The organism is Flavobacterium sp. (assembly GCF_044369455.1).
Lineage (GTDB): Bacteria > Bacteroidota > Bacteroidia > Flavobacteriales > Flavobacteriaceae > Flavobacterium.
The window spans coordinates 1-20,571 of record NZ_JBIPLW010000003.1; the positions used below are offsets into that span (position 1 = coordinate 1).

A 20,571-nucleotide genomic window follows, 5' to 3' on the forward strand; every position below is an offset into this window, starting at 1 on the left:
TGATATTACTACACCAATTGAAGGTGAAGCAGTATAAGTATAAGAGGCATTGTAATTGGTAATAGTAAAACTTCCAATCAAAGCGGTACAAGTTGGTTGCACCAAGGAACCTAAGGTAGGTTGACCGGATGGTCCATTAACCGTAATCGTTGCTACTGTACTGTTTGCTGAACTACAACCACCACTTGTAACAACTGCTCTATAATAGGTTGTAGAAGTTAAATTTGGTGTAGTATAAGTTGCTGTAGTACCTCCACTTCCTCCAGTTACTGTTGCCCAACCTGTACTTCCATTGGCTGATTGTTGCCATTGGATGGTTGAACCTGTATTTCCGGTTAATAGTATTGTAGTAGAATTGCCTGTACAAATTGTAGCTGGGGTAGCAGTAGCCGAACCACCAACGGATACCGGACTTACTGTTACAGTTGCCGTTGTGCTATTCGCAGCAGCACATGCACCACTTGTAACAACTGCTCTATAATACGTAGTTGTTGTTAACGTCGCTGTTAATGTAGTGGTGGTATTGGCGATTGGGGTTCCTGCTGTCGCAAAGTTATTTAGTGAGGATTCCCAGCGGGTAACAGCCCCTGTATGGCCGTTTAATGTTAAAATGATTGTAGTGCCCGTACAAACCGAACTGCTTCCTAAAATGGTGCCTCCAACCGATGCTGAGCTTACCGTTACTGCTGCTATTGCACTGTTTGCTGAACTACATGGACTGCTTGTTAGTACTGCTCTGTAAAAAGTAGTCGCTGTTAAGTTAGTCGCTATTAACGTAGTGCTGGTATTGGCAATTGGGGTTCCTGCTGTAGCAAAGTTATTAAGTGAGGATTCCCAACGGATTATAGCACCAGTATGACCGCTTAAGGTTAACGTGGTTGAATTGGTGCCCGTACAAACTGTGGCTCCTCCCGAAACCGTACCTCCAACCGATGCTGGACTTACTGTTACTGTTGCTATTGCACTATTTGCTGCACTACATGGACTGCTTGTTAGTACCGCTCTGTAATAAGTAGTTGTTGTTAAATTAGTCGCTGTTAATGTAGTGGTGGTATTGGCAATTGGGGTTCCTGCTGTCGCAAAATTGTTAAGTGAAGACTCCCAACGGGTGATAGCACCTGTATGACCGCTTAAGGTTAACGTGGTTGAATTGGTACCTGTACAAACCGTTGCGCTACCTGCAATGGTGCCTCCAACTGATGTTGGACTTACTGTTACTGTTGCTCTTGCACTGTATACTGAATTACATGTACCGTTTGTTAATAACGCTCTGTAAGAAGTGGTCGCTGTTAAGTTGGTCGCTGTTAATGTAGTGGTGGTATTGGCAATTGGGGTTCCTGCAGTTGCAAAATTGTCAAGTGAGGATTCCCAGTTGATAATAGCACCTGTGTAACCGCTTAATGTTAAGGTGGTTGAATTGGTGCCTGTACAAACCGTTGCATTTCCTGATATAGTTCCTCCAACTGATGCAATAACTGTTAGTGTCGCTGATGCACTGTTTACTGAACTACAGGGGCTGCTTGCTACTCTGGCTCTGTAATACGTGGTGGTTGTTAAGTTAGTCACTGTTAATGTAGTGGTGGTATTGGCAATTGGGGTTCCTGCTGTAGCAAAGTTATTAAACGAGGATTCCCAACGGATTACAGCACCTGTTTGACCGCTTAATGTTAATGTAGTTGTATTGTTGCCATTACAAACTGTTGCACTACCAGCAACGCTTCCTCCAACTGATGTTGGGCTTACTGTAATTATTGCTGTTGTACTGTAAACCGATGCACAACCTGCGTTGGTAATAACAGCTCTATAATAAGTAGTGGCTGTTATATTATTGACATTTAATGAAGATATTGTATTGGCAATAGGGGTTCCTGCTGTAGCAAAATTATCAAGTGAGGATTCCCATCTTGTAATAGCACCTGAATGACCACTTAATGTTAAAGTCGTTAAATTATTGCCTGAACAAACTGTATCACTGCCTGCAACGGTACCTCCAACAGGTATTGGATTTACGGTTACGGTTGCTATTGAACTGTTTGCTGCACTACATGGACTGCTTGTTAGTACCGCTCTGTAATATGTAGTCGCAGTCAAGTCAGTCACTGTTAATGTAGTTGTTGTATTGGCAATAGGTGTAACTCCAGAAGCAAATGTACTGGAAGTCGAAGATTCCCAACGGGTGATAGCTCCTGTATGTCCGCTTAAGGTTAAAGTGGTTGAATTGGTACCTGTACAAACTGTTGAACTACCTGCAACTATACCACCAATTGATAATGGACTTACTGTTACTGTTGCTACTGCACTGCTCGTTGCACTACAAGCACCACTGGTTAGTACCGCTCTATAAAAAGTAGTCACTGTTAAGTTAGTCGCTACTAATGTAGTGGTGGTATTGGCAATGTTCGTTCCTGCTGTCGCAAAGTTATTAAGTGATGATTCCCATCGCGTTACAGTACCAGTATGACCGCTTAAGGTTAAAGTAGTACTATTTGTTCCTGAACAAACTGTGGCGCTTCCTGCAACAGTTCCTCCAACTGACGCTGGACTAACTGTTACTGTTGCTATGGCACTGTTTACTGGACCACAGGGGCTGTTTGTTATTACTGCTCTATAATAAGTAGTTGCTGTTAAATCAGTCGCTGTTAAAGTAGTAGTGGTATTGGCAATACTAGTAACTGCAGAGGCAAATGTGCTTGAAGGCGAAGATTCCCAACGGGTAATAGCACCTGTAAAACCACTTAAGGTTAAAGTAGTTGAATTGGTACCTGTACAAACGGTGGCGCTTCCTGCAACTGTACCTCCAACAGATATTGGACCTACGGTTACTGTTGCTATTGCACTGTTTGCAGAACTACATGGACCACTGGTTAGCACCGCTCTGTAATAAGTAGTTACTGTTAAGTTTGTCGCTATTAATGTAATGGTGGTATTGGCAATTGGGGTTCCTGCTGTCGCAAAATTGTTAAGTGAAGACTCCCAGCGGGTGATAGTGCCTGTATGACCGCTTAAGGTTAACGTGGTTGAATTCGTCCCTGTACAAACTGTGGTACTTCCTGCAACAGTACCTCCAACTGATGCTGGACTTACTGTGACGGTTGCTATGGCACTGTTTGCTGGACTACAGGTACTGTTTGTTACAACCGCTCTGTAATAAGTAGTCACTGTTAAGTCGGTTGCTGTTAATGTAGTAGTGGTGTTGGCAATGCTAGTAACTGAAGAAGCAAATGTACTTGAAGGCGAAGATTCCCAACTGGTGATATCACCTGTGTGACCACTTAGTGTCAATATTGTTGAATTAGTACCGGTACAAACCGTTGTGCTTCCCGCAACTGTTCCTCCAACTGAGGATATAACTGTTACTGTTGCTGAGTCGCTTGCTGCAGTACATGAGCCGCTTGTTAGTACCGCTCTGTATTGAGTAGTCGCGGTTAAGTTTGTCGCTATTAATGTAGTAGTGGTATTGGCAATTGGGGTTCCTGCTGTCGCAAAATTATTAATCGAGGATTCCCAACGAACAATGGTGCCTGTATGACCACTTAATGTTAATGTGGTTGAATTGGTGCCCGAACAAACCGTTGCGCTTCCTGCTACGGTGCCTCCGAGTGATGTTGTACTTACTGTTATCGTTGCTATTGAACTATTTATTGAATTACATGTACTGTTTCCTATTACCGCTCTATAACTAGTTGTCACTGTTAAGTTAGACACTGTTAATGTAGTAGTGGTATTGGCAATTGGGGTTCCTGCTGTAGCAAAATTATCAATTGAGGATTCCCAGCGGCTGATTGCACCTGCAGTATGACCACTTAATGTTAAAGTCGTTAAATTGGACCCCGTACAAACTATTGCGCTTCCTGCAACGGTACCTCCAACCAATGCTGGAGTTACAGTTATTCTTCCGGTGGCATTTAACGAACCACAACTTACTGTTAAGGGTATGCTGTAGTTGAATGTCCCAGCCACGGTAGGGGTTCCACTAATTGTGATGGTATTACTTGCCCAAGTAGCACTCATCCCTGCGGGCAATCCATTGGCGCCAGACACTCCCGAATTGGAGATCCCTGTTGCGCCAGTTGTCACATGTGTTATTGGGGTTGCAGGGGTACCGATACACAATGTTGGGGAGCTCGATGGAGTTCCTGAACTATTAATTGCAACAAATGCAAATCCATCGGCATTGCCGCCATAAAAAACAAAATCGGCAACAATAGGTGTACAACCTGATTGCGTCAACAATGTAGTACTAAATCCATCGGCATTGCCTCCATAAAATGCAAAATTGGCAACAACTGGTGTACAACCAGATTGCGTCAACGAGCCAGTGTCGTATCCATCGGCATTGCCTCCATAAAATGCAAAATTGGCAACAACAGGGGTACAACCAGATTGCGTCAACGAGCCAGTGTCGTATCCATCGGAATCACCACCATAAAAGACAAAATTAGCCACTATAGGTGTACATCCGGATTGCGTCAACGATGAAACACTGCTTCCGTCGTTATTACCACCATAAAAAATAAAATCCGTAGTCAATTGCCCACAATTGGTTTGCACTAGATAACCATTACTAGATCCATCGGCAACGCCACCATAAAAAGCAAAATTAGCAACTATAGGCACACAACCGCCTTGCGTTACGGTTGCAATACTACTTCCGTCGTCATTACCACCATAAAAAACAAAATTTGAAACTATTGGCGGACAACTAGATTGTGTCAATAATCCAGCACTATATCCATCGGCATCTCCACCAGTAAACTGGGCAAATGATTTTAGAGATGCGGTCAATAGCATCAAAAGTAATATGGTATATTTTAACATTTTGTTGTAGTATTGATAACCTAATTAGCTTGTTTTTTTATTTTATTATCTTACACCTCTTCCACCAACGTTTGGGTTATTCCTATTTTGATTAGAATTATTATTCATACCTGCACAGTCGCTAATTCTTTGGAATTGCCCAGCTTCTGCATAACTGCCACCTCTAATAACGCCTCCACCTTGACCACCACCTGATCCGGGCCAGTTGGGCGTATTGGCCCAACCTGAAGTAGCTAAAGTGCCATCGCCACAAGCAGATGTAAAGCCAGAATAATTAAAAAATTGTCCTCCTACACATTGTTCCCATACATTGCCCGACATTTCCATAGCGCCAAACCAAGCACCACCGGCTTGTGCTTTATTGGTAGCGGCACCCGCGGCAAAACCACATCGCAAAGGTCCAGCATTTGGTCCTCCGTTAAAGTTGCATAGCCCGTTACCAGCCGCTGTTGCGGTTTCACTTGCTTGTCCGGCATTGTTAATTGAATTTGCTGTTGCTTGGGTTATACTAACCGCATTCCAAGCATATTCATTTGGTAACGAAGATGGTGATGAACCTCTGCAAATTTTTTCATATTCAAATTCTGTCATCGGTCGTAAAGCTGCCCAATCTAAATAAGCCATTAAATCAGACCACGATATCCAACCACAGGCAATATTTTGACCATCGGCCGCTTCATTAAAAACACCATTGTTGTTTAAATCACATCCATACACTGCAGGTGAAGTGGCGGCAACGCCGCTGGTTCTAATTTTGATACCGTTTCTTACTGGTGTTGCTGCGTTTGCATTGGCATAGGTACCAGCAGCAGAAGCAGGACTAACATTAGTTCTTGCAATCTGTTGCGTATAGGTAAGCGAGTTTAAAAAAGCCACATATTGCTCTTGACTGATTTCATATTTCATGCTGTAAAAACTATTCCACCCTAACGGATAGGTAGATGGCAAAGGAGCTGTACTACCATGAGTAGCATTATTTTTATAGTTAAGAGTAGCTCCTATACCTGCTGTTTGTATGGCATTGGTAATTAACACATTTTTAAAGCCCCATGCATTAGAACCACTTCCTTGCCCAAAACCATTACTATTGTCGCCAATAAGAAAATCGCCCTCTGGCACATAAACCATTTCAATTCCCGCTACTTGAAAATTATCACTTAGGTTAGCGGCGGTTTGTAGGGCTATTAAAACTGTTGCTGTTGGAATGTTTCCATTGCCAATTGCAGACCGTCTGATAAAAACACCCATGCCATCTGGCACAGCATCTACCTGCAAAACACCTCCTGTTATCAAATGATCACCAGAAACGGTGCTTACTAAAGCATGTGTCCAAAAATTATCCAAACAACCTTGGCGTTTGATAAATACCCAAACACCATCCCAGTTGCCTGGGGTTATATCTGTATTCCAGCTGTTATCCCATGAAATGGTAAACTGCAAATCCCCCCCGACTACAGTGGGTGTACCAATATTTAAATTGTTGGCTTTAATGCTGCTACTACTTAATCCTACTAGGAATACAATAGCTAAACAAATTAATCTTGTAATTCTTTTAAGTTCCATTTTTTCTATTTTTTATGTTTTAAGTTTAATTGTGTGTTTAAAAACAAATAATAACAATACCTTTTACTTGAAGTCTGTGATATTATTTTTAATACCACTAAGATTATCATTGCACCTCAAAAAAAGAATTAATTATAATTCATTTTATTTAACACTACAAAACTAAAACATTTTTTAATATAATCGATAAAAAGCATAAAAAAACGTTTAAAAACCATAAAATTTATAATGTATTATATAAAATACTTACATTTTGTTGTTTTTTATAAACACAGGTAGTGCATTTTTATTTGTAAATAAATGCGTAATTTGGGATAATGTGCAGATTAAAAAAAGTTACTGCAAATTCGCAAATTAAAATCACTTTATCTGTAATTTTAATTTGCGAATTTGCGGTTTTTTTCCTGACTTCCTCACTTTTTTTAATTTTTTAATTCTTGATTATTTTAACTCTGAATATGAGGTTTTTAAGATTTATTTTTTTTTTTTGGTTTTGGGTGTCCCAGGATGTTTTTTTACATTTGTTCTATGTTTGTTAGACAGAAGAAAAATAAAAGTGGTGTTGTAAGTATTCAAGTTATTGATAAAAGTTCTAGCAGCTATAAGGTACTGAAAACCATTAGTATTAGTAGTAATCGTGTTCAAATCGATAAACTTTTTGAAGAGCCATGAAATTTTTTTAAAGAAATTAAAAAATTGAAGGAAAATTACAAGTTGTCATCTATAAGTTTAAGTTCCAACAAGACACAAAGTGGGATGGATTAAAAGGTGATATAACCAATGCGAAACATATAAAAGATGAAATTTTAGAGAATTATAGTAACTTATGGCAAATAGAAAAAGCTTTCAGAACTGCTAAAACAGATTTAAAAATAAGAACTATTTATCACCGAAAAAAAGAACGAATAGAAGCACATATTTGTTTAACCTTTGTTACTTACAAAGTTTACAAAGAACTCGAAAGACAACTAAAATTAAAGAGATCGAATCTATCCCCAGAAAAAGCAATCGAAATTCTTCAAAGTATGTTTCAAATTGAAGTAAAAACACAACAAATAATGAGATAATTAAACACAATATTATGATAACAAAAGAGCATCAAATAATAAAAAAACTTTTTGAATTATAAACTTGGGTGTCCCAGTGCGGAAGTCAGGAAAAAAATCTCTTTGTTTTTCAAATAAAAAATCATAAAAAAACCGCCTCAGTTTTGAGACGGCTTCTATGTATTGTGTTGATGTCCCTCGGCTGCGCTTTGGATGACAATTTTCTTTAGGCCAACATTGTTACCGGATTTTCCAAGTATTGTCTCAATGATTGCAGGAATTGTGCTCCTGTTGCTCCGTCAACTGTGCGATGGTCGCAAGCTAACGTTAGTGTCATCGTGTTACCCACTACTATCTGCCCGTTTCTTACCACTGGTTTTTCTTCGATTGCGCCAACGGAAAGTATGGCAGAGTTCGGTTGGTTGATGATAGAAGTGAACGACTGAATGCCGAACATTCCTAAATTAGAAACGGTAAATGTACTTCCTTCCATTTCAGCTGGCTGTAATTTTTTAGACTTGGCTTTTCCGGCTAAATCTTTTACTCTATCGCCAATTTGAGTCAATGTCATTTGGTCTGTAAATTTCAAAACAGGGACAACCAGGCCGTCTTCAACCGCTACAGCCACTCCGATATTCACATGATGGTTGATGATGATGGCATCAGAAGACCATTGTGTGTTTACTTTAGGATGTCTTTTTAATGCCATCGCACACGCTTTGATAACCATATCGTTGAAAGACACTTTTGTATCAGGGATGGTATTAATGGCTGCACGAGATTTCATAGCTTCGTCCATGGCAATTTCTATGGTTAAATAGAAATGGGGTGCGGTGAATATGGATTCCGATAGACGAATCGCAATGGTTTTACGCATTTGCGAATTTTTGACTACTTCTGTTACTGTTTCTCCAGCTGGAATGAATGGTCTTACAACAGTTTCGGGTTGCGAGTTTTGTGTTGCGGGTTGCGTAACTTGACTAGTTGCAGCTGAAGCCGATGGAGTGAAATTCTCCACATCACTTTTTGTGATACGACCGTTTTCACCCGAACCTTTTATTTGAGAAAGATTAATTCCTTTATCCTTTGCTATTTGCTTCGCTAATGGAGAAGCAAAAATTCTGTCTGAAGAGTTGGAAGCTGGAAGCTGGGAGTTAGAAACACTATTGGAAACCTCTGATGCATTTGGTGTTGCACTTGATTGAGATCCTCCCTCTTTTTTATAATTTTCTGCTATGCCTGTAATATCTGTTCCGGCAGGACCGATGATGGCTAAAACGCTGTCTACTGGCGCTGATTGTCCTTCATTAATGCCGATGAACAATAATGTACCAGCATTGAAAGATTCGAATTCCATTGTGGCTTTGTCGGTTTCAATTTCGGCAAGGATATCACCTTCTTTTACGACATCACCAACTTTTTTCAACCAAGTGGCTACGGTTCCTTCGGTCATAGTATCGCTTAAGCGAGGCATCGTTACTACGATTACTCCTTTTGGAAGCCCCATCCCAGTCTTCCCCAAAGGGGAAGGAGATGAATCTGAAATAGTATTTTCATCAGGAATCGGATTCTTAAATTCCTCTCCAACAACTCCCCCTTTGGGGGTTGGGGGGCTTATTAATCCTGAAATATCTTCACCCTCTTGTCCAATAATAGCTAAAAGAGAATCTACCACAGCAGTTTCCCCTTCTTTAATTCCGATATATAATATAGTACCAGCATTGAAAGATTCAAACTCCATTGTCGCTTTATCCGTTTCGATTTCTGCTAGTATATCACCTTCTTTAACTATGTCACCCACTTTTTTCAACCAAGTAGCAACGGTTCCTTCGGTCATCGTATCGCTCAAACGCGGCATTGTTATTTTTGTTGCCATAATTATAGTCTGTGAGGAATGAAAGGATAATTTTCTTGTTCGTAAACTACATCATACAATTGTTGCACTTCTGGGAAAGCAGACTCTTCGGCAAATGTGGCACATTCTTCAACTAAGGCTTTTACTCTTTCGTCAATGGCTTCGATAGCTTCTTTTGTAGCATAGCTTTTTTCCATAATCACGTCGAGCACTTGTGTTATTGGATCAATTTTTCTGTATTCTTCTACCTCATCTTTAGTACGGTACAATTGAGCATCTGACATAGAGTGACCTCTGTATCGGTATGTTTTCATTTCTAAAAAAGTTGGTCCATCGCCTCGACGTGCTCTTTCCATTGCTTCATGCATGGCTTCGGCAACTTTAACCGGATTCATTCCGTCTACCGGTCCGCATGGCATTTCATAACCTAATCCTAGTTTCCAGATGTCTGTATGATTAGCGGTTCTTTCAACAGAAGTTCCCATAGCATAACCGTTGTTTTCACAAATGAAAACCACGGGTAATTTCCATAACATAGCCATATTGAAGGCTTCGTGTAATGACCCTTGACGCGCTGCACCATCACCAAAATAAGTAAGTGTTACTCCGCCAGTTTCAAAATATTTATCGGCGAAAGCCATACCGGCACCTACTGGAATTTGCGCTCCAACAATACCGTGACCGCCATAAAACCCGTGTTCTTTTGAGAAGATGTGCATCGAACCACCCATACCTTTCGAAGTTCCGGTTACTTTACCGAGTAGTTCAGCCATTACTCTTCTTGGGTCAACACCCATTCCAATTGGTTGTACGTGATTCCGATAAGCGGTAATCATTTTGTCTTTACCACCAAGGTTCATTACGTGTAATGCCCCCGCTAAAACGGCTTCTTGACCATTGTATAAGTGAAGAAATCCTCTAACTTTTTGTTGAATATAAAGTGCTGCAAGCTTGTCTTCAAATTTTCTCCAAAGTAGCATGTCTTCGTACCACTTTAAATAAACTTCTTTTGTTACTTCTTTCATTTGTTACTTTTTGCTAAAGCGTTATTTAGTTGTAAATTATATTTCAACGCAAAATAGTTCACTCACTCACAAATTTGCGTTCCGAAAGGTCGGAAGGCAAAAGTAAAACATTCTAGGTAAGAAGTAAAATTTAAAAGTGTAATTTTTTAACTATTATCTTGACTTTGCACCTATCGCTAAAAAAAATATTACTTTACCCTAAAATGAATAAAAAAGTACCGAATGTCCACTGGACATTCTCCTCTTAATATCAAATCTATAAGAAGTTTTTATCAAAACTCAGAGGCAGTAAATTTTTGATCGAATCTGATTTGTATACTTCGCCACTTTCACCCATAAAATATATTTCTATTGGCGTGTTTTGTTTAAATTCATACTCAGAAATGGATTGTCTGCAGCTGCCACATGGTGGAATTGGCGTTGTTGTTTTGTTGGCATCTGAAGCAGCGGATATAACCATTTTAATAATTTTGGCTTCAGGATAAATAGCCCCTGATTGAAAAATAGCTACTCTCTCTGCACATAGACCTGATGGATACGCTGCGTTTTCCTGATTAGATCCTAAAATAATTTTTCCGTTGTCTAATAGTAGTGCTGCACCGACTTTGAATTTAGAATAAGGTGCGTAAGCTTTTTTTCTAATTTCTATTGCTTTTTGCATTAATGCCTCAACGTCTTGAGGAAGTTCTTCAATGGATTGGAAAGCGGTAAACGAGGTGTTGATTTCTATTTTTTTCATTCGAATTGAAAATTTTTTACTTAGGTATTGAGGAAAAAAAATCCAAATTTCTTTTTTGGAAATTTGGATGTTTTTTTTGTTATTTATTAGCTATTAATAATCGTCATATTTATCACCAAAGTTAAACGATAATGAGAAACGAAGAGTATTTTCTAATGGGTTTTTCACTTTTGATGCCGAGAACAAATAGGATACATCTACTTTAACTACATTGTATTTAAATCCTGCGCCAAGTGAGAAAAATTTTCGAGCTCCTTTTATCGGACTTTCGTGGAAATATCCCAGACGAAAGGCAAATGAATCTTGGTATAAATACTCGGTTCCAATGGAATAGGTAAACTCTTTAAGTTCTTCACTAAACCCTCCTGGTGCATCACCAAAGGAAGAGAAAATACCGGAAACCCAATTGATTTTGTTGTAATCGGCATTGTTTTGTGCTTGTAATGCTTGTTCCTCTGGGGTAGTAACTAATCCATCACCATCCAAGTCAGCACTTTGTGGTGTTGGAACCAATAATTTCGTAATCTCAACATTTAAAGATACTTTGTTGAAATCATCCAAAATAAAGTCATAGCCGCCACCAATTCTCATATTGGCTGGAAGGAAATTGGCACTATTGTCGTCTGAAGCCCCAGCATCATAATTGATTTTTGGTCCCATGTTTTGGAAATTAAAACCCAGACGTAAGCGTCCATTAAAATCGGCAAATGCAGTTTCTTCACCTTGATAAAAACCAGCAATATCTACAGCAAATGAACTTGCGGGTTTAGAATCTCCGGTATCTCCACTTGGAATTCTTAAAGCTGAACGAATATATCTTCCTGCAACAGCCATCGAAAATCGTTCGCTTAATTTAAGTGCATACGAACCATCGATTGCCATTTCATTTGGTTTAACAATTTGCGCTGGATCATCTGCGTTTTGTCTCAATTCGATTTCTCCCAACCCAAAGTAACGCAAACTGACAGCGAAGGCATTTCTTCCATCATCGCCGAATCGGTTATAATAGGTTGCTTGACCTAGCGAAATATCATTTACCAAATCTGTTAAATAAGGCGTATAACTAGTGGTGAAACCTTGTTTGTCTATTGCAAATGCATACTTTGCAGGATTCCATTGCTGGGAAAAAGCATCGGTAGAGGTTGCAACTCCTTGGTCCGCCATACCTGCTGCACGGGCATCGGCAGCAACCAAAAGAAAAGGAACACCCGTGGTAATTACGCGGCTATCTTGTTGTGCATTGATAAACTGTGTGGTTAATAAAACAGTTAACATCGCTATTTTTTTCATCTTCATTTTAATAAAAGTTCACAAATATAGTATATTCCTATAGGATTACAAGTTTTTCTATTTTTTCTGCTTTTTTATTCGATAAAGTGGACTTTACCGTTAGTTTATAGACATAAACACCTTTGCCAATTCGGTCTCCAAAGTCGTCTTTTCCGTCCCAAGTGATCTCTCTTGAGAGAAAACCATCAGTGGATACGGTTTGATTTTTTGTCCATACAATTTTACCGGTTATGGTCATTACTTGCACTTGTACTTCTAGAGGTTCAAAAGGTCTGTTGTGTGAAAACCAAAATTCAGTATAACTTACAAATGGGTTAGGATAATTGAGCACTTTGCTTAGGGTGATACTTTCATCACCTACAACCACAAACTGTATTTCAGCAGTTATTGGATTGTTATAGACATCCCAAGCTCTAAATGAAATGGTATGCAAACCAACCGCCAAATTACGGAAAGGGAAATAGACTCTACCTCTTGTATAATCATTTAATTCGGTTTCATAATAATCATTCATGATGAATGGTTTTGTTTCGTCACCATCAAGAATTCCAATAATATCATGACCTATTCCACTTGCTGTATTGATGCCATGTTCATCTTCAAGTAGTGCAAGAAAGAAAGGGGATTCATTAGTAATACCACCATTTACAAACGTTTCATCATTCATATAGAGTTTGACTGTTGGACCAGTAGTATCCGCTACTGCACTCGTGTTAATTCCACCTACTTTAATATCGGTATTGTAACCCGTTTTGTCTAATAAGATCTGATTTCTTTTGGAGTAAAAACTAATTCTACCGTTGCCAACAGGAATTCTAATGTCTCTTGGAACATAGAAGCCAAATTCGAAATTTCCATTTACTATTCCTGCATTTCCTCTAAAAATGGTTTCTCCTAGTTTTGAAAATGACATGGTAGGAGCAAGCTCTAAAAGATCATTAATTACAGCGTCATAATTGTCATTTCGTAGTGTATTTACAACTAAATTTTTATCAAAAATATTTACCGATAATTCACCATTATAATTTACCAAAGTATTATTGTTTTCATCACGAACTTCACCAGTTAATTTTACATAATCAAGTGATTGGAAATCATCAATTGGACCAGAAATAGGGATGTCATTTACTTTTGTCAGGACAATTTTTGGCTTTGAAATAGCCAACATTAATGCCGGATCACCTAAGTATACCACAATGTTTGTTGCGGCGTTTGGTCCAGAATTTTTAGCGAACCTTAGCGCTTCGGCTATAGAAGGGTAACTATCACTACCAAAAGCAAATAAAAACTCTGCTAATTCGTCATTAAAATATTGAGCGGTTGATTGCCCAATGGAACGAACAGTAGTTATCATTGAAATGGCGCCCCCTTTTGGATTCAAATAGATATATTCGCCTGCTGTTGGACGATACGGATTGTCAAATCTTGAAAAATCACAAGTTATGGTTATGAATAGTGGGTATTTAAATTTGTTTGTCAAGTTTTGACCGTCTGATTTTTCCCAGATACGCTCTTCAGCTAAAGTTTCTTCGCCACCATGACCTAAATAATTAAACACTAATGCTCCTTTTTCGAATGATGCAAAAATTTCTTCGCGAACTTTTGGATATCTTTTTCCGCCTGCAGAAGTTTCCTGCACAAAGGAGTCTAAAAGTATTTTCTTGACATTAATAAAAGGTTTTTCTACAGAGATTCTATCTGCAAGTCTGTTTTGATAATATTGTAATTGGTTGTCACTAGGTTTATCCAGATTTGGGTCGTCGCCTATACACACATAATTGTTCCTCCAACTGCCATACGATTTAATATCATGATACTCTATAACTTTATTGACCATTTCATCTGCTTGCTGCGTTGAGCTTACAATCATCCTTCCGATTGCTACATCAATTCCGCCAAAGTCATATGAAAAAGAAGTGCTTCCGTTAGTTGGAGAATTACCAAAATCTAATCTGCCCTCATCGGGATCTAACATGCCAAAAAAATCATCTGAGGCGAACGATGATTCTCCTTCGGTATAACTATTTAGGGCTTGATAAATAGGGACGATATTGGTATTGTTTGGGATACGGTCTTTAAAATCATAAGATGCATCTCCAAAAATATTTAAATACTTCACTCTTTTGCTAGCTGTCGAAGCATTGAAATATACATATTTCACAAAGTTTCGAATAGCACCAATATCTTGTTTGCCTGATGAGAACTCAGGGTAGATGTTTTCTAAATGGACCACTTTTACATTTAGTCCGGAATAACTTCTGTGAAATGCGGCTAGTTTTTCGGCTTGTACAGTTAAGAATTTTGGCGTAATAATTAGGTAGTCAATATCTTTAAAACCACCTTGAGCATCATTGAAAATAGTTCCTTTTAGGTTTTGATTGTCTACTTTTGATTTAGATTCTTTTGATGGCGAATAATAATCTGAATTATCGATAGCCATATATTTTCGAACTTCCCCTAAATCTGACTTAAAGGAAAACGAACTTTGTGCGGTATTTTCTGCTTTGGTAACATTATAAATATCGGTAATATCCCAAACTTGTGAAATGGAAGAGGCATTTGAAATTTGGTATTCTCCGACTCCAAGTAAAGAAGCGGCTTGATCAAATTGAAAAGAAAATTGTTTGCCATAAGCTTGAAGGTTTCTTTTGGCTGTAATGTTTATATAATCTAGATACCCTTTAGAACTTGGGACACCGTTATTCTCATAAGTGATTTTAACAGTTACATCATTACTATTTACAGTTACAAGAGAAGATAAGGTTCTTTCAAAAACCAATACATCGCTATTAGGAGATGGCGTTATTGCAATGTTTCCAACTAATTGTGAGTTGGCTTCAATTTTAAAATTGTTAGTTGTTGACGTAACTGCTGCAATATGGGTTTCAACTCTAATGGCTGTCGTGTTTACTAAATTTGGAAAATTAAACTCAAATTCTTGTTCGTTAGTAGCACTAAAATTTTCGCCAAACCATATTCTTCCTAGTTTTTCTATATTGATATCGTCAACTTCATGGAATTTATAGTCGTCAAATGTTGTAATCGTAGTTGTTGCATTTGTTGTTGGCTGAGTCATATCAACAATTCTTTTACCATCTCCTCCTTGTGCAGTAACATAGTAATATGATTTGTCACTATAAATGTTGAGATTGCTTTTGTAATCGTTATTCCATTTGTCCACTCCCTCTGCATAAAAAAGAATGTAATCTTGATTGTCAAATACCCCATCATTTTCGCCAACAAACTGAATCGCATTTTCAGTTAAATCCATTGGGTAATCTTCAGAATTCAGTAGCGGTAACATACGACCACCATTTCCGTAAATCTTAATCTTTCTTGGGTCAACATTGGTATTTAACCCTAAACTACTCAAGAAGCTCTTGGTTATTTTAAAGACACCTGATTTTTGTACATAAAAACGATACCAGTTTCCAGAATCTAAAACAGCGTTTCCGATTGCCGTAATTGTATTCGTCTGTGGTGCTACTCTTAACGCATTTTGTCCAAAAGAATAGGTAAAAGAGATAAGTTTTTTATATGAATTACCTTCTTTAATGATCGGTGTAATGTTTATTTTTCCATAATATTGGTCACGTGCAATAGAGTTTTTAAAGGTATAGTTAAATGTAGAAGGTATGTTTTTTATGGACAAATCGCCCAATTGACTTTCTAAAATTGGCTCAAAAACCACATTTGTAATTTGAAAAGCACCCTCATTAAGGCTATTATTAAGTTTTATAGTTAAACCATAAAGCAACGTTTTTGAATAGGCATCAAATTGGTAATTCTCTATATTAAACTGAGGCAATGTATACGAATAATTACCATAAGATAATGGTTTTTTATCGGTCCATTTTAATGAATTAGTTCCTTTTTCTTGCGCAATAGCAAAGAAAACATTTGCAATTAGTAAGGAAAGAGTGATAATCTTTTTCATAGTAATAGAGTAAACGTAATATTATTCAAAAAAGTATTAAAGTAAAAAATTTTTTTTTTTGATACAAAATACAATAAAACTAGTATTTTTGCGTTACATATAAAATTCTTCTACAAGTGGCGAATTTAGTATTATTTTAAAAAAGTTTTTGCAATGTAATAGTAAATACTTATATTGCGGCACGAAATTTATACCTACTATGAATATGAAAGTAAACAAAATTAATACTGCAAAATTATTACTAACCCTAATGGTAATAATGGTCGGATTTACTAGTTGTAGTAAAAAAGGCAAGTCAACTGGTGGTTCCAAAGCAACCGGATGGAAAATCAACGATAAAAAAGGAGGTTTTCAATATGCTTCTAAATTTAAAAATCAAGCAACAGGTCCAGGTTTGGTTATGGTTGAAGGAGGAACTTTTACCATGGGTAAAGTACAGGATGATGTAATGCACGATTGGAATAATACTCCAAATCAGCAACACGTTATGTCTTTTTACATGGACGAAACGGAAGTGACCAATATGATGTATATGGAATACTTAAATTGGTTAAAAACAGTTTTTCCTCCTGATGAAGACAATTATAAAAACATTTATGAAGGTGCTTCACCTGACACATTAGTTTGGAGAAACAGATTAGGCTATAATGAAACAATGACTAATAACTACTTGAGACATCCAGCATATGCCGAATACCCTGTAGTGGGTGTTAACTGGATTCAGGCTACCGAATTTGCAATATGGAGAACGGATCGTGTCAACGAAAAAATTCTTGAAGATCAAAAGTATTTGAAGAAGGATTCAAAAGTGACTGACATGACAGCCGATAAAGTTTTCAGTACAGAAGCATATCTTGCAACTCCGTCTACAGCAAAAGGAGGAGATGAGACGTTGGTTTTGAAAAAAGGAGCAGGAAGAGGTGCCGCAAAACCGGCAAAAGCTGATGCAAATAACACTGCAGGAAACAGTGCGAAAAATGTTTATGCACAAAGATCTTCGGGTCTAATTTTGCCAGATTATAGACTGCCAACCGAAGCGGAATGGGAGTATGCAGCTGCTGCCGATGTTGGACAAAGAGAATACAATACCTATAAGGGGCAAAAGAAGTATCCTTGGTCTGGAAGTTATACACGTTCTGGAAAAAGACAAGTTAGAGGAGATCAATTGGCTAATTTCAAACAAGGAAAAGGAGATTATGGTGGACTTGCAGGTTGGTCCGATGATGGTGCTGATATCACTAACAAAGTGAAGTCCTATCCACCAAATGATTTTGGATTGTATGATATGGCTGGAAACGTGGCCGAATGGGTTGCCGATGTGTACAGACCAATTGTAGATGATGAAGCCAATGACTTCAACTATTTTAGAGGTAACGTTTACATGAAGAATAAGATTGGAGAAGATGGGAAAGTGGAGTTAGTTACTCTTGAAACTCAGAAATTCGATACCTTATCTAATGGTAAAATTATTTCTAGAAATTTCCCAGGGCGAATTGCTCAAGTTCCTGTTGATGATAAAGAAACCTATTTGAGACAAAACTTTGATAAATCAGACAATAAAAATTATAGAGATGGTGATAAGCAATCTACTAGATATTTTAAATTTGGATCTTCAGAAGAAGGAGATGAAAAAGGGAAACTAAAGGACGACCAAAGAATGTATGATTCTCCTAGACACAATGTTTCTACAGACAGTTTAGGTAATATGATTAAAAAATATGACAAGTCTAACAAAAGAACAACTTTAGTAAATGATGATGTAAGAGTTTATAAAGGAGGTTCATGGAGAGACAGAGCTTATTGGTTAGATCCAGCACAAAGAAGATACTTCCCACAAGATATGGCTACCGACTTCATCGGATTCAGATGTGCAATGTCTAAAGTTGGTCCAAAAGCTGATAAAAAGAAAAGAGCAAGAAACTAAATTCTAGTTTTATGAATACTGACAAAAAAGCCCTAATTTTAAGGGCTTTTTTATTATTATTATTTTTCCGAAATGACAATTAAAAACATTCATGATTTATTTTTAAAGTGCATCAAGGTTTCAATTGATACCAGAAACATTGAGTATAATTCTTTTTTTGTTGCTATAAAAGGAGAACGATTTGATGCTAATACTTTTGCCAAAGAAGCATTAGAAAAAGGAGCGCGTTATGTTATTATAGACAATTCAAATTATTTTATAGATGAAAGAACTATTTTGGTTGAAGACAGTTTAATAACGCTTCAAGAGTTGGCTAAATTTCATCGACAATACCTGAAACTTCCTATTATTGCCTTGACTGGGAGCAACGGAAAAACAACTACCAAAGAGCTTTTTAATGTAGTTTTATCGAAAAAGTATAAAACAAAAGCAACAATTGGTAATTTTAATAACCATATAGGCGTTCCGTTAACTTTATTGTCATTTACCAAAGAAACGCAGATAGGTATTGTTGAGATGGGCGCTAATCATCAAAAAGAAATCGAGTTTTTATGTGAAATAGTACAACCAGATTATGGATATATAACCAATTTTGGTAAAGCACATCTTGAAGGGTTTGGCGGAATAGAAGGAGTGATAAAGGGTAAGAGTGAGATGTATACCTTTATAAAAGGAAATGACAAAGCCGTTTTTGTAAATCTAGATGACGAAATTCAAAACAGTAAAACAGAAGCTTTTGAAAGAATTACATTTAGTCAAAAAGATAAAAGTGCCAACGTTTTTATTGAAAGCGTTAGCGCAAATCCTTTTGTTAAAATCAAAACTTTAGGTTTTGAAATCAATTCCCATTTAATTGGGCTATATAACACGAATAACATTAATGCTGCAATTACTGTCGGATATCATTTTAAAGTTCCCACAGAAGATATAAAAGCTGCAATAGAGAGTTATATTCCCGAAAATAACCGTTCTCAATTATTGACACAAGGAACAAATGAAATTATACTAGATGCCTACAATGCCAATCCAAGCAGTATGTTAGTGGCGTTAGAGAATTTCATCCAATTAGATAAATCTAATAAATGTATCATCATTGGTGATATGTATGAGCTTGGGGATGAAAGTATTTCTGAACATAAAACAATAGTAGATTTTTTAAAAAGTAATAGCAATTTTGAATGTCATTTTGTGGGCAAAGATTTTTTTGCCAATACCGTACAAAAGGACAATTTCTACTTTTATGTTTCTTTTGAAGATTTAGCCAACTACCTTTCATCAGTAAAATTGCAACATAAAACACTTCTTATAAAAGGTTCACGTGGAATGGCTTTGGAAAGGACTTTAGACTATTTATAAATATAAATTCGTACTATTTGATTTTAAAGTTTCTTTGTACACTCTTTGTTTTTTGACAAAAATTTTATTAAAATTGACAATGTTAAGTTTGCATTAAATAATGATTTATAAAAGTTTATATATCTATTAATTTGTTGCTTGTTAATGAGTAGAAGTATAGATTTGCTCCGAATCTATTTATTATAATTATTGTAATAATTGATTTTAATTTTAGTATCAAATTTTATTTATTTCAAACAAAACCTCTCGATGAATTTTATTAAATCAGATTATCTTTTAATTATTTTGTCTTTATTTTTTTTATCTTCTTGTTCATCAAAAAAAGAGGTAATTTATTTCAATGATATTAATTCTGAAAAGCGTGATGAAAATATTTTTTCTTTTAGTAAAATCCAATCAAATGATATATTGAGTATTATCATTTCTTCTAGTTCAGCAGAATTGTCAATGGTATATAATATGAATCTAGCCCAAAATCAAAGTAATACGCTATATCAAGGTTATCTTGTCAACTTAGAGGGTAAAATTTCGCTACCAATTCTTGGAAAAGTTTATGTTAAAGGATTGTCATTAGTAGAATTAGAAGATTTATTGGTTAAAAAATTAATCGATGGAAAACATTTAAAAGACCCTATCGTTACAGCGCGCTTGATGAATGCAAAATTCACTGTATTAGGGGAAGTAAATAATCCAGGAACTTATACATTTTCAGAGCAAAATATAAGCATACTCCAAGCTTTAGGATATGCGGGTGATTTAACAATAAATGGAAAGAGAGAAAACGTATTATTAATTAGAGAAGAGGATAATGCAAAAACGTACATAACTATTGATATGACATCTAAAAGTTGGTTTGGCTCTCCCTATTATTATATCAAACCTAATGATGTTTTATATATAAATCCAAATGGACCGAAAGTAAAGTCCGCTGGATATATTGGTAATTTAGGGAACTTTATTGCTGTGATTTCCGTTTCATTATCATTAGCATTAACAATTATTCTACTTACAAAATAAA

11 protein-coding genes are annotated in these 20,571 nt (G+C 36.9%); 4 read left to right on the forward strand and 7 right to left on the reverse strand.

What is annotated here, in order from left to right; genetic code table 11:
- Nucleotides 1-4,818: beta strand repeat-containing protein (locus ACIQ2L_RS03860; protein ID WP_396156628.1), on the reverse strand; the 4,818-nt coding region annotated here is incomplete at its 3' end.
- A 45-nt stretch (nucleotides 4,819-4,863) separates the two neighbouring features.
- Nucleotides 4,864-6,381 (reverse strand): SUMF1/EgtB/PvdO family nonheme iron enzyme, encoded by a 1,518-nt coding sequence (locus ACIQ2L_RS03865; protein ID WP_396156630.1) that lies wholly within the window; start codon nucleotides 6,379-6,381, stop codon nucleotides 4,864-4,866.
- Between the two features lie 803 nt (nucleotides 6,382-7,184).
- Between ACIQ2L_RS03865 and ACIQ2L_RS03870 the strand changes: the two genes are divergently transcribed.
- Complete coding sequence (locus tag ACIQ2L_RS03870; RefSeq protein ID WP_396157007.1) at nucleotides 7,185-7,448, forward strand: hypothetical protein; 264 nt, start codon at nucleotides 7,185-7,187, stop codon at nucleotides 7,446-7,448.
- A 205-nt stretch (nucleotides 7,449-7,653) separates the two neighbouring features.
- Here the strand turns inward: ACIQ2L_RS03870 and ACIQ2L_RS03875 are convergent, their stop codons facing one another.
- The 5 genes from ACIQ2L_RS03875 to porU form a co-directional block, all read right to left on the reverse strand.
- Nucleotides 7,654-9,303, reverse strand: coding sequence for a 2-oxo acid dehydrogenase subunit E2 (locus ACIQ2L_RS03875; protein WP_396156632.1), 1,650 nt, complete (start codon nucleotides 9,301-9,303; stop codon nucleotides 7,654-7,656).
- 2 nt (nucleotides 9,304-9,305) lie between these two features.
- On the reverse strand, nucleotides 9,306-10,307 hold the full coding sequence (gene pdhA / locus ACIQ2L_RS03880; RefSeq protein ID WP_396156634.1) for a pyruvate dehydrogenase (acetyl-transferring) E1 component subunit alpha: 1,002 nt from the start codon (nucleotides 10,305-10,307) through the stop codon (nucleotides 9,306-9,308).
- 256 nt (nucleotides 10,308-10,563) lie between these two features.
- Nucleotides 10,564-11,088 carry a cytidine deaminase gene (gene cdd, locus ACIQ2L_RS03885; RefSeq protein ID WP_396157008.1) on the reverse strand — a complete coding sequence of 175 codons (525 nt, stop codon included), beginning with the start codon at nucleotides 11,086-11,088 and terminating at the stop codon, nucleotides 10,564-10,566.
- A 51-nt stretch (nucleotides 11,089-11,139) separates the two neighbouring features.
- Nucleotides 11,140-12,336 (reverse strand): type IX secretion system outer membrane channel protein PorV, encoded by a 1,197-nt coding sequence (gene porV / locus ACIQ2L_RS03890; protein WP_396156636.1) that lies wholly within the window; start codon nucleotides 12,334-12,336, stop codon nucleotides 11,140-11,142.
- Nucleotides 12,337-12,373: 37 nt separating this feature from the next.
- Nucleotides 12,374-16,273, reverse strand: coding sequence for a type IX secretion system sortase PorU (gene porU, locus ACIQ2L_RS03895; RefSeq protein ID WP_396156638.1), 3,900 nt, complete (start codon nucleotides 16,271-16,273; stop codon nucleotides 12,374-12,376).
- Nucleotides 16,274-16,478: 205 nt separating this feature from the next.
- On the opposite strand from porU, the gene gldJ reads away from it, so the two are divergent.
- The 3 genes from gldJ to ACIQ2L_RS03910 all read left to right on the forward strand — a co-directional run bounded on the left by gldJ (nucleotide 16,479) and on the right by ACIQ2L_RS03910 (nucleotide 20,570).
- Nucleotides 16,479-18,197 (forward strand): gliding motility lipoprotein GldJ, encoded by a 1,719-nt coding sequence (gene gldJ, locus ACIQ2L_RS03900; RefSeq protein WP_396156640.1) that lies wholly within the window; start codon nucleotides 16,479-16,481, stop codon nucleotides 18,195-18,197.
- Nucleotides 18,198-18,269: 72 nt separating this feature from the next.
- On the forward strand, nucleotides 18,270-19,553 hold the full coding sequence (murF, locus tag ACIQ2L_RS03905; RefSeq protein WP_396156642.1) for a UDP-N-acetylmuramoyl-tripeptide--D-alanyl-D-alanine ligase: 1,284 nt from the start codon (nucleotides 18,270-18,272) through the stop codon (nucleotides 19,551-19,553).
- A gap of 249 nt (nucleotides 19,554-19,802) precedes the next feature.
- Complete coding sequence (locus tag ACIQ2L_RS03910; protein WP_396156644.1) at nucleotides 19,803-20,570, forward strand: polysaccharide biosynthesis/export family protein; 768 nt, start codon at nucleotides 19,803-19,805, stop codon at nucleotides 20,568-20,570.
- Nucleotide 20,571 lies beyond the last annotated feature (1 nt).

What these genes read in the sequence shown, in the direction of transcription:
- ACIQ2L_RS03865 (WP_396156630.1), bottom strand. Translation starts at nt 6,381, where the DNA reads ATGGAACTTAAAAGAATTACAAGATTAATTTGTTTAGCTATTGTATTC.
- pdhA (WP_396156634.1), bottom strand. Translation starts at nt 10,307, where the DNA reads ATGAAAGAAGTAACAAAAGAAGTTTATTTAAAGTGGTACGAAGACATG.
- ACIQ2L_RS03875 (WP_396156632.1), bottom strand. Translation starts at nt 9,303, where the DNA reads ATGGCAACAAAAATAACAATGCCGCGTTTGAGCGATACGATGACCGAA.
- murF (WP_396156642.1), top strand. Translation starts at nt 18,270, where the DNA reads ATGACAATTAAAAACATTCATGATTTATTTTTAAAGTGCATCAAGGTT.
- ACIQ2L_RS03910 (WP_396156644.1), top strand. Translation starts at nt 19,803, where the DNA reads ATGAATTTTATTAAATCAGATTATCTTTTAATTATTTTGTCTTTATTT.
- porV (WP_396156636.1), bottom strand. Translation starts at nt 12,336, where the DNA reads ATGAAAAAAATAGCGATGTTAACTGTTTTATTAACCACACAGTTTATC.
- gldJ (WP_396156640.1), top strand. Translation starts at nt 16,479, where the DNA reads ATGAAAGTAAACAAAATTAATACTGCAAAATTATTACTAACCCTAATG.
- porU (WP_396156638.1), bottom strand. Translation starts at nt 16,273, where the DNA reads ATGAAAAAGATTATCACTCTTTCCTTACTAATTGCAAATGTTTTCTTT.